Here is a 9,293-nt window from a genome sequence, read left to right as displayed (position 1 = left end):
CGTGAGGTGGAGTTCTCGACGTTGGCGTTGCCGTTCATCACGGGGGAGATCAAGCGGTTCTTCCGTGACACGACGTGGGCGGTGCACGTTCCGCGTCGGTTGCAGGAGTTGCGGACGGAGTTGGCCAAGAGCCAGGAGGCGTTGACGGAGGTGTTCGGTCGGGCGCCGACGGTCAAGGAGCTGGCCGAGCATCTGGAGTTGTCGCAGGAGCAGGTCGTCGAGGGGATGGTCGCGGCGAACGGTTACACGAGCGGGTCGATCGACGAGTCGACGTCCTCGGGGAGTCGGCCGTCCGCGCAGCCGCGTTCGCTGGCGGACACGGTGGGTGACGTGGATCCGGCGATGGAGTTGTTCGAGGACTTCCACACGCTGGCCCCGCTGCTGAAGGACCTCGCGCCCCGGGACCGGCAGATCCTGTCGATGCGGTTCGGGCAGGAGAAGACCCAGGCCGAGATCGGCGCGGAACTCGGCATCTCCCAGATGCAGGTCTCCCGCCTCCTGACCCGCACCCTCACCCGCCTGCGCACCGGAATGCTCACGGCCTAGACCGGCACGACGCCCACCCCGCCGCCACGCGGGGAACCGGGCCGAGTGGGATCGATCTTCGTCGTATCCTCCGAAGACCGCGGGAAACACGGATAGGGCGCCCACCCCTGGGCAGTCGCACCCTGTCGCCGACGATCGACACCACCGTCGCGGCCCCACTCGACCCCGGAGGTACGCGGTGACCAGTACGGACGGTGACCCGCACCGGGCCGGTGCGGACACGCACCCCCGCCGGGTCCGGGTGGACCCCCAGGGCCCGGTCCTGATCGAGGGCCCCGTCGAGATCGCCCTGGACGACGGGACGGTCGTCCGGTCCGACCGCTTCATGGTCGCGTTGTGCACCTGCCGCCGCAGCCGCACCCCACCCTGGTGCGACACGAGCCACCGCAGACGCGAGCGTCCCGCCGCGCCACCCGAGGACAGGACCCCGTGATGCCCCCTCCCGCCCCGAGTGCGACGGCCACCGCCGCGGGCCCCCGCCTCGTCGACGGGCGCGGTGAGCTGTCCCGGTCCGTGACGCAGGCCCTGCGATCGGGGCAGGCGCCGGCCTACGCCCCCGGATCCGTGTTGAAGGCCGACCCGTGGGGCGAGGACCTCCAACTGGCCCTCTACCTCCTGTACGAACTGCACTACCGCGGTTTCGAGGACGTCGACGACATCCGCGAATGGGACCCGGACCTGCTCAGGCTGCGCGCCGCCATGGAAGCCCGCTTCCTGCACGCCCTGCGCACCGAGCTGTCCGAGGCCCCCCGATCCGTCGAGGAGGCCTTCGCCCCGCTCCTCCTGGAGCCCGTGGACCTCTCCGACAGCCTCAGCCACCGCCTCGAAACCGAGGGCGAGCTCTGGCAACTGCGCGAGTACGCGGCCCTGCGTTCGCTGTACCACCTGAAGGAGGCCGACCCCCACGTCTGGGTGATCCCCCGGCTGTCCGGCCGGGCCAAGGCCTCCATGGTCGCCATCGAGTACGACGAGTTCGGCGCCGGCCGCGCCGAGCGGATCCACGCCCGGCTCTTCGCGGACCTGATGAACGACCTCGCACTGGACCCCGCGTACGGCCACTACCTGGACCACGCCCCCGCGCCCTTGCTCGCGACCGTGAACTTGATGTCCCTCTTCGGGCTGCACCGGGCATCGCGCGGCGCGCTCGTCGGCCACTTCGCGTGCGTCGAGGTCACCTCGTCGCCCGGATCGAGGCGACTGGCCAAGGCGATGCGTCGCTGCGGGGCCGGCCCGGCGGCCGAACACTTCTACGCCGAGCACGTCGAGGCCGACGCCGTCCACGAGCAGGTCGTACGCCGAGACGTCATCGGCGGCCTGCTCGCCGACGAGCCCGATCTGGAGGCGGACGTCGCGTTCGGGTGCGCGGCGACCGTCCTGCTGGAGGACCGCCTCGCCGACCACCTGCGCGAGGCGTGGGACGGGGGACGCAGCGCCCTGCGCACGCCCCTGACCCGGACATGAGACACGTGCGGCGCGGAACAAGGCGCGGCGCCCGCCCGGGAGTACGGCGAATCCCCGGGCCCACGAGCGCCTTCCTCGCCCACGCGGCGGCGCCGCGGCACCTCCCCGCGGGCCGGGTGTCCGAGTGCTGTGCGAGTATCACCAGGATCGGTGCGGCCGCGACAGGCGAGGGAGACATGGGACAGGTACCAGGGGACGGCGGCCCGCCGGCCCGTGAGCAGGTACCGACGGACGTCTCCGCGGGCGCCGGTCCCGCGCTGCCCGCGACGGTGGCCGAGGCCCGGGAGATCGTCGCGGTCCTCCTGGAGAACTCCGGTCTCCCGTCGGACGCCCGCATCGTGACGGACGCGCTGATGGTCACGTCCGAACTCGTCACCAACGCGATACGCCACGGCGGAGGACTGACCGGCTTTCACGCGGACGTCCGCGACGGCGACCTGCGCGTCTCGGTGGCCGACCGCAACCCCGTTCCTCCGGTCACGCAGACCAGCCCCCCGGCCGGCCGCCGGATCGGCGGCTACGGCTGGCCGCTCGTCCGTACCCTCGCCGACCGGGTCACCGTGACACCCCACGCGGCCGGCAAACACATCACCGCGACGCTCAGGCTCGGCTGATCCCCGCGCCCTGCCAGTCCAGACGCAGAACGGCCAGGTCGTCGGTGTGGCGACCCGCGTTCAGGGCGCGGGTCTCCTTGACGAGCAGGTCGACATGGGCCCCGGGGTCGGCCGGGGGCAGCCCCCCGATGAGGGTGAGCAGTCCCTCGACGCCGAGGCGCTCGCCGTCCGCCGTGCCGTTGTGCCCCTCGGTCAGGCCGTCGGTGTAGAGCATCAGGGCCCCCGAGGGCGGGAGCGGGATCACGGTGGCCGGCCACGAGCCCAGGTGGGGGGCGATGCCGAGCGCGATGCCGTGCTCCGCGGTCGTCTCGCGGGTCCGGCCGGCGACGGTCAGCAGGGGAGCGTCGTGACCGGCCAGGTACACGGTCGCGGTACCCGCCGCCTGGTCGAGCGTGAGAAGGGCGCAGGTGGCGAACATCGTCGGCAGGCCGCGCTCGGCGACCAGGATGCGCTCCAACAGACGCAGCAGGTCGGGTCCGCGGTGGCCGCCGAGGATCAGGGACCGCCACGCGATGCGCAGGCAGACGCCGAGGGCCGCCGCGTCGGGGCCGTGTCCGCTGACGTCGCCGACCACGGTGTGGAGCAGCCCGTCGTCGCCTTCGACGACGTCGAGGAAGTCCCCGCCGAGCAGCGCCTGTTCCCGACCGGGCAGGTAGCGGGTGGTCACGGTGACGGTGCTGGTGTCGAGGATCGGCCGGGGCAACAACCCGCGTTCCAGACGGGCGTTCTCCTCCGCCCGCAGCCGGGTGGCCTGGGCCTCGGCGCTCGCGCGTTCCGTCTCGCTGCGGTAGACCGCGTAGCGCACCGTACGGCCCAGGAGATCCGCCTCGACCTTGCCCTTCACCAGGTAGTCCTGGGCGCCGGCGGCCATGGCGTCGGAGCCCGCCCGCTGCTCGGACAGGCCGGTCAGCACGATCACCGCGGTGTGCGGGGCCAGTTCACGGACGGTGATGACACCGTCCGTACCCGAGAGGTCCGGCAGGTGCAGGTCGAGGAGGACGCAGTCGAGCCGGCGATCGGCGAGCGCGACACGGGCGTCGGCCAGACTCCTGGCCACGGTCAGCTCGAAGCGCAGTCCGGTGTCGTGGAGCAGCTCCTCCACCAGGAGGGCATCGGCCTCGTCGTCCTCGACGAGCAGGACGCGGTACATCGGCTCGACCGGCCGCGACGCCGCCTCGACCACGCTCACGACTCCCGTTCCTCCCCGCCGCGGTCCGCCTGCTCCGGCGCTTCCCGCTCGGCGTTCTCGGGCGGTGCGGCGGCGAGGGTGAAGACGACGCGGGTGCCGTCGGTGTGGTCGGGGTCGATCCCGATGGTGCCGCCGTGGAACTCGACGATCTTCTTGCACATCGCCAGGCCGATGCCGCTGCCGTTGTAGACGTCCTTGGTGTGCAGGCGTTGGAAGATCACGAACACCTTCTCGGCGTACTCCGGGCCGATGCCGATGCCGTTGTCGGTGACGGCGAACCGCCACAGCCCACCCTCCCGTTCGGCCGACACGTGGATCTTCGGGGTCTCGCCGGGCCGGCGGAACTTCACCGCGTTGCCGAGGAGGTTCTGCCACAGCATCCCCATCTGCGTGGGGTCCGCGACCAGGGTCGGCAGCGCGTCGTGGGTGACCACCGCCCCGGACTCCTCCACGCTGACACTGAGCGCGGACAGGGCCCGGTCCATCACCGCGTCGAGGTCGACGCTCTGATGGGTGTGGTGGACGCGGCCGACGCGCGAGAAGTCGAGCAGGTCGTTGATCAGGGTCTGCATGCGGTTCGCGCCGTCGACCGCGAAGTCGATGTACTGGTCCGCCTTCGCGTCGAGCTGTCCCCCGTAGCGGCGCTGCAGCAACTGGGTGAAGCTGGAGACCTTCCGCAGGGGCTCCTGGAGGTCGTGCGATGCCACGTAGGCGAACTGCTCGAGCTCGGCGTTGGACCGCCTGAGATCGGCGGCCTGCGCGTCGAGGCGCAGCCGTGCCTCCTCGGTGAAGGCCAGTTCCCGTACGAGGCGTTGGCGCATCGAGTCGACCTCGGCGCCGAGCCGGCGCAGGTCCGCCGGGCCGGTCGGGGTGATCGGATGCTCGAAGGCGCCACCGGTGATGGCGCGGGCGTCCGCCCCGAGCCTCTCCAGCGGTGTGGTGATGCCGCGGCGCAGTCCCTCGAAGACCAGCCCGGCGAGGGCGACGATGACCAACGCGATCGCGGAGAAGACCCAGTTCCGCAGGCGCATGACGGCGAGCAGGTCCTCCCGGGCGTCCGCGCGGTCGGCCAGCAGCTTCTCCTGCTGGTCGGCCATCGCCGTCCGCAGGGTGTCGAACGAGGCCTTCGCCTCCGCGGCGCGCTCGATGGCCAGGGGCGGGGGCGTTCCGGGCGGTGAGGCGGCGATCGGGCGGGCGATCCGTTCCTGCCAGGCCTCCACCGCGTCCTCGACGGCCTTCAGGTCCCTCAGGCCGGTGGAGTCGTCGCGGAGCAGTTCCGCGAGCCGCGTGGTGGACGTCTCCTGTTCGGCGAGGCCCCGCTGGTAGGGGACCAGGAACTCCGCGGTGCCGGTGAGCCCGTAGCCGCGGATGCCCGTCTCCTGGTTGAGGAGCGTCGACTCCAGGCGGATCGCGGTGGTCAGGGCGGGGGACTTCACGTCGACCAGCTCCCGGCTGAGCGAGGCCGTCCGGCCCAGGACCCAGGCTCCGGTCACCCCGAGCAGGGTCAGGATCACCAGGGAGGCGGCCACGCCCACGCGAAGCCACCGCCGGGTCGTCCACGTGGAAAGACCCCGCGGACGCGGCAGGCCCTCTTCGCCGGTCATCTCGTATGCCCCTCCGCTGTCGCGACCGCCGTCCGATGTGGTGCGGCCTGCATACTCTAGAGGCGTCGCGGACAACCATTGTTGTCGAGGTCCGGTTGGGCGCTAGAGTGCCTGCCATGCCGGGCCCAAACTTCGTACCGCGGACCACGTTCCAGGAGACGGCCGCCGTCGCGGACACGGCGGTCGCCGAGCTGGCGCAGCGCCTGGCCCGTCAGATCCTGGACGACGCGACCACACCGCGAGCGGACGATCCGACCCGGGCCCTGGCCCTGCTGAACGTGCTGGACCACGTCCGGCAGGCCGCCGAGAGACTCCAACGGAACGTCGCCGCGGACGCCGCCCGCGCGGGCGCCGGCTACCCGCAGCTCGGCGACGCCTGCGGAATCACCCGACAAGGCGCCCGGCGACGCTGGCCCGGACTGTTCAACCACTCCCACGACAAACCCACGGAGCATCCGATGATGACCGCCCCCTCCCACCCCTACGACGTCCTGCTCGTCGAGGACGACATGGCCGACGCCATGCTCATCGAGGAGGCCCTCTCCGAGCGCGGGACCCGCAACCTGGTCCAGGTCACCGACGGGGTCGCCGCGCTGGAGCACCTGCGGACCCCGGGAAGCGTCCGTCCCGACCTCATCGTCCTCGACCTCAACATGCCCCGCATGAACGGCCGTGACCTCCTCCAGATCCTGAAGAACGACGAGAACCTCCAGACCATCCCCGTGGTCGTCCTCACCACCTCCTCCGCGCCGGAAGACGTCGCGGGCGCCTACAGCAGCCACGCCAACGCCTACGTCACCAAGCCCGTCAACCTCGACGAGTTCGAGAAGGCGGTGCAGAGCATCGACGCGTTCTACCTCGACACCGCCACCCGGCTGCCCCGCGCCTGAGCACGACCGACCCGTTCGGGCCGAACGGTCCGGTGCGGAGTCCGGGGTTCACCCGGTCGGCGGAGCGTGGGCCGACCCCGGCCGGGCAGGCGCCGGCCGGGGTGCCCGTGGTCCTTCCCGAGGGGGTCGCGGGGCACCCTTGTTCCGCCCCGGAGGGATCCGCCCGAGGTGGTAACCGGAACTCTCCCTCCCGTCGACTTCGATCAACTAGTGTGCAAATCCAATCCAATTCAGGGGGATGCACCGATGCTTGCCGCCGTTTACCACGGGAGACGCGATGTCCGGGTCCAGGAGTGGCCCGACCCGCCGTCACCGGCCCCGCACGAGCTCCAGCTGGAAATCCTGCGGGCGAGCATCTGCGGAACCGATGTCGACGAGTTCACCTCGGGGCCCCACCTGATCCCCATCGACGCCCCGCATCCCGCGAGCGGCCACGTCGGCCCGCTCGTCCTCGGTCACGAGATGGTCGGACGCGTCGTCGGCGTCGGGGCGGACGTCGCCGGGTTCGGCGTCGGGGACGTGGTCGTGCCCGGCTCCGGTGTGTCCTGCGGTACGTGCCGCTGGTGTCGCGCCGGTCGGACCAACCTGTGCGCGACCTACTACACGGTGGGCCTCCACGTGGACGGCGGGCTCGCCGAGCGGGTGAACGTCCCCGCACGCATCAGCCGGTCCATCGGCGACGCCTCACCCGACGTCGCGATCATGGCCCAACCCCTCGCCGTCGCCCTGCACGCGGTGCGCGGCTCCGAGGCCGAGGCGGGGGCGACCGTAGCGGTCATCGGCTTGGGCGGGATCGGCCTGCCGGCCTTGGCCGCGTTCACGGCACGGGGCATCGAGACCATCGCCGTCGACGTCTCGCCGGCCCGCCTGGACGCCGCCAAGCGCAGCGGCGCGAGCGTGCTCGTCGACGCCTCCCGTCAGGATGCCGTCGCCGAGATCAGGCGCGCCACCGGCGGCGACGGCGCCGACATCGTCCTGGAGACCTCGGGGGCGCCCCAGGGCCTGGAGACCGCCATGAACGCGGTGAGCCGCGGCGGTCACATCCGCCTGGTCGGTCTGCACCGCGACCCGTCGCCCCTGAACCTGACCCGGCTGGTGCTCGACGAGATCCGGATCTCCACCTCGAAGGTGCACATCTGCGACCAGGACCTTCCCGAGGCGATGGCCCTGCTGAAGGAGCACCCCCACATCGCGTCCACTTCGATCGACGCGGTCATCCCCCTCGCCGACGTGGTGACGGGCGGGCTGGAGCGGATGGCATCGGGCCGGGCCACCGGCAAGGTCGTCGTCACCTTCTGAGGGCCCGACCGCCCGCGGGAGACAGCGGCGGGCGGTACCGGCATCCCACCATCGCCGGTACCGCCCGTCCGAAACCGCCCTACTCGACCTTGGCCCAGTCGAGGGTGCGTTCCACCGCCTTCTTCCAGCCCTCGTAGCCCTCCGCGCGCCGCTCCTCGGACCACTGGGGCTCCCAGCGCTTGGACTCCTGCCAGTGGGTGCGCAGTTCGTCCTGGTCGCGCCAGAAGCCGGTGGCCAGGCCGGCGGCGTAGGCGGCGCCCAGGGCGGTCGTCTCGGCGACCACCGGCCGGCTGACCGGTACGCCCAAGACGTCCGCCTGGATCTGCATGCACAGGTCGTTGGCGGTCACGCCGCCGTCCACCTTCAGCACGTCGAGGTGGACGCCGGAGTCCTGCTCCATGGCCTCGACCACGTCGCGGCTCTGGTAGCAGATGGCTTCCAGGGCGGCCCGTGCCAGGTGCCCGCTGTCGTGGTAGCGGGCGAGGCCGACGATGGCGCCCCGAGCGTCGGAACGCCAGTACGGGGCGAACAGACCGGAGAACGCCGGCACGAAGTAGATCCCGCCGCTGTCGTCGACGGTGCGCGCCAGACGTTCGCTCTCGGCGGCGTCGCCGATGATCTTCAGCTGGTCGCGCAGCCACTGGATCGCGGAGCCGGTGACGGCGATGGAGCCCTCCAGCGCGTACACGGCGGGCTCGTCGCCGAACTGGTAGGCCACCGTGGTGAGCAGGCCGTGCGACGAGCGAACCAGCTCCGTGCCGGTGTTCAGGACGAGGAAGTTGCCGGTTCCGTAGGTGTTCTTGGCTTCGCCGGGCGCGTAGCAGACCTGTCCGACGGTGGCCGCCTGCTGGTCGCCGAGGACGCCCGTGATGGGGATGGCGGCGCGCAACGGCCGGGAGGTACGGGTCTGCCCGTAGGCCTGTGCGTGGGAGGACGGATTGATGCTGGGCAGCATCGCCCTCGGGATGTCGAAGAAGCCCAGGAGCTCGTCGTCCCAGTCGAGGGTCTCCAGATCCATCAGCATGGTGCGGCTGGCGTTGGTCACGTCGGTGGCGTGGATGCCGCCGTCGGGGCCGCCGGTGAGGTTCCACAGCACCCAGCAGTCGGTGTTGCCGAAGAGGGCGTGGCCCTGCTCGGCCGCCTGGCGGACCCCGTCGACGTTCTCCAGGATCCACTGGATCTTGCCGCCGGAGAAGTAGGTCGCCGGAGGGAGACCGGCCTTGCGGCGGATCACGTCCCCCTTGCCCGAACGCTCCAGCGCCGCCGCTATGGAGTCCGTACGGGTGTCCTGCCACACGATGGCGTTGTAGTAGGGGCGGCCGGTGCGGGGATCCCACACGACGGTGGTCTCCCGCTGATTGGTGACCCCGATGGCCGCCAGGTCGGAAGCCGAGAGGTTCCCGTGCCGCAGGGCGTTCTGGATCACCGAGTTGGTGCGCTCCCAGATCTCGACCGGGTCGTGTTCGACCCACCCCGAGCGCGGGAGGATCTGCGAGTGTTCCAGCTGGTGCTTCGCCACCTCGTTGCCCGCGTGGTCGAAGATCATGAAACGGGTGCTGGTGGTCCCCTGGTCCACCGCGCCGACGAAGTCAGCCATGGGGGTGCCGCCTCTCTTGGGGCCTAAGGTGCCCTGGGGTCCCCACCGTGGGGTGGTCGGTCATCCGCCCGCCCGGGCAGTGGGTCCTGCAGC

9 protein-coding genes are annotated in these 9,293 nt (G+C 71.5%); 6 read left to right on the top strand and 3 right to left on the bottom strand.

Annotated elements, in window-relative coordinates:
• The 4 genes from ACFYW3_RS23325 to ACFYW3_RS23310 all read left to right on the top strand — a co-directional run.
• Positions 1-546, top strand: a 546-nt coding sequence (locus tag ACFYW3_RS23325; RefSeq protein ID WP_389387179.1) for a sigma-70 family RNA polymerase sigma factor, incomplete at its 5' end; no start/stop codon positions are given.
• 178 nt (positions 547-724) lie between these two features.
• Entirely contained in the window at positions 725-979 is a 255-nt protein-coding gene (locus ACFYW3_RS23320; RefSeq protein WP_389387178.1) for a CDGSH iron-sulfur domain-containing protein, read from the top strand.
• Positions 979-2,007, top strand: a complete 1,029-nt coding sequence (locus ACFYW3_RS23315; RefSeq protein ID WP_389387177.1) for an iron-containing redox enzyme family protein — start codon at positions 979-981, stop codon at positions 2,005-2,007. Before ACFYW3_RS23320 ends, ACFYW3_RS23315 begins: the two co-directional genes overlap by 1 nt.
• A 176-nt stretch (positions 2,008-2,183) precedes the next feature.
• Complete coding sequence (locus tag ACFYW3_RS23310; RefSeq protein WP_351763189.1) at positions 2,184-2,621, top strand: ATP-binding protein; 438 nt, start codon at positions 2,184-2,186, stop codon at positions 2,619-2,621.
• On the opposite strand, the gene ACFYW3_RS23305 is transcribed toward ACFYW3_RS23310, so the two are convergent.
• The gene (locus ACFYW3_RS23305) at positions 2,608-3,771 is read right to left on the bottom strand and encodes a PP2C family protein-serine/threonine phosphatase (protein WP_389387187.1); all 1,164 of its coding nucleotides are present in this window, start codon (positions 3,769-3,771) and stop codon (positions 2,608-2,610) included. The two genes, ACFYW3_RS23310 and ACFYW3_RS23305, sit on opposite strands and share 14 nt — an antisense overlap.
• Positions 3,772-3,806: 35 nt before the next feature.
• Positions 3,807-5,414, bottom strand: a complete 1,608-nt coding sequence (locus tag ACFYW3_RS23300; RefSeq protein ID WP_389387176.1) for an ATP-binding protein — start codon at positions 5,412-5,414, stop codon at positions 3,807-3,809.
• Between the two features lie 116 nt (positions 5,415-5,530).
• Here ACFYW3_RS23300 and ACFYW3_RS23295 point away from each other — a divergent pair, with 116 nt between their 5' ends.
• Both ACFYW3_RS23295 and ACFYW3_RS23290 read left to right on the top strand, forming a co-directional pair.
• On the top strand, positions 5,531-6,304 hold the full coding sequence (locus ACFYW3_RS23295; protein WP_351763193.1) for a response regulator: 774 nt from the start codon (positions 5,531-5,533) through the stop codon (positions 6,302-6,304).
• A gap of 246 nt (positions 6,305-6,550) precedes the next feature.
• On the top strand, positions 6,551-7,603 hold the full coding sequence (locus ACFYW3_RS23290) for a zinc-binding dehydrogenase (RefSeq protein WP_389387175.1): 1,053 nt from the start codon (positions 6,551-6,553) through the stop codon (positions 7,601-7,603).
• A 79-nt stretch (positions 7,604-7,682) separates the two neighbouring features.
• Here the strand turns inward: ACFYW3_RS23290 and glpK are convergent, their stop codons facing one another.
• Positions 7,683-9,200: a glycerol kinase GlpK gene (glpK, locus tag ACFYW3_RS23285; RefSeq protein WP_351763197.1), complete on the bottom strand. Its 1,518-nt coding sequence runs from the start codon at positions 9,198-9,200 to the stop codon at positions 7,683-7,685.
• Positions 9,201-9,293: the final 93 nt, after the last annotated feature.

Source organism: Streptomyces sp. NPDC002602, from assembly GCF_042889445.1.
Taxonomy (GTDB): domain Bacteria; phylum Actinomycetota; class Actinomycetes; order Streptomycetales; family Streptomycetaceae; genus Streptomyces.
Note: the sequence above shows the minus strand (reverse complement) of the source record. Positions and strands in the feature narration are given on the sequence as shown.

What these genes read in the sequence shown, in the direction of transcription:
- ACFYW3_RS23315 (WP_389387177.1), top strand. Translation starts at nt 979, where the DNA reads ATGCCCCCTCCCGCCCCGAGTGCGACGGCCACCGCCGCGGGCCCCCGC.
- ACFYW3_RS23310 (WP_351763189.1), top strand. Translation starts at nt 2,184, where the DNA reads ATGGGACAGGTACCAGGGGACGGCGGCCCGCCGGCCCGTGAGCAGGTA.
- ACFYW3_RS23305 (WP_389387187.1), bottom strand. Translation starts at nt 3,771, where the DNA reads ATGTACCGCGTCCTGCTCGTCGAGGACGACGAGGCCGATGCCCTCCTG.
- ACFYW3_RS23300 (WP_389387176.1), bottom strand. Translation starts at nt 5,414, where the DNA reads ATGACCGGCGAAGAGGGCCTGCCGCGTCCGCGGGGTCTTTCCACGTGG.
- ACFYW3_RS23295 (WP_351763193.1), top strand. Translation starts at nt 5,531, where the DNA reads ATGCCGGGCCCAAACTTCGTACCGCGGACCACGTTCCAGGAGACGGCC.
- ACFYW3_RS23290 (WP_389387175.1), top strand. Translation starts at nt 6,551, where the DNA reads ATGCTTGCCGCCGTTTACCACGGGAGACGCGATGTCCGGGTCCAGGAG.
- glpK (WP_351763197.1), bottom strand. Translation starts at nt 9,200, where the DNA reads ATGGCTGACTTCGTCGGCGCGGTGGACCAGGGGACCACCAGCACCCGT.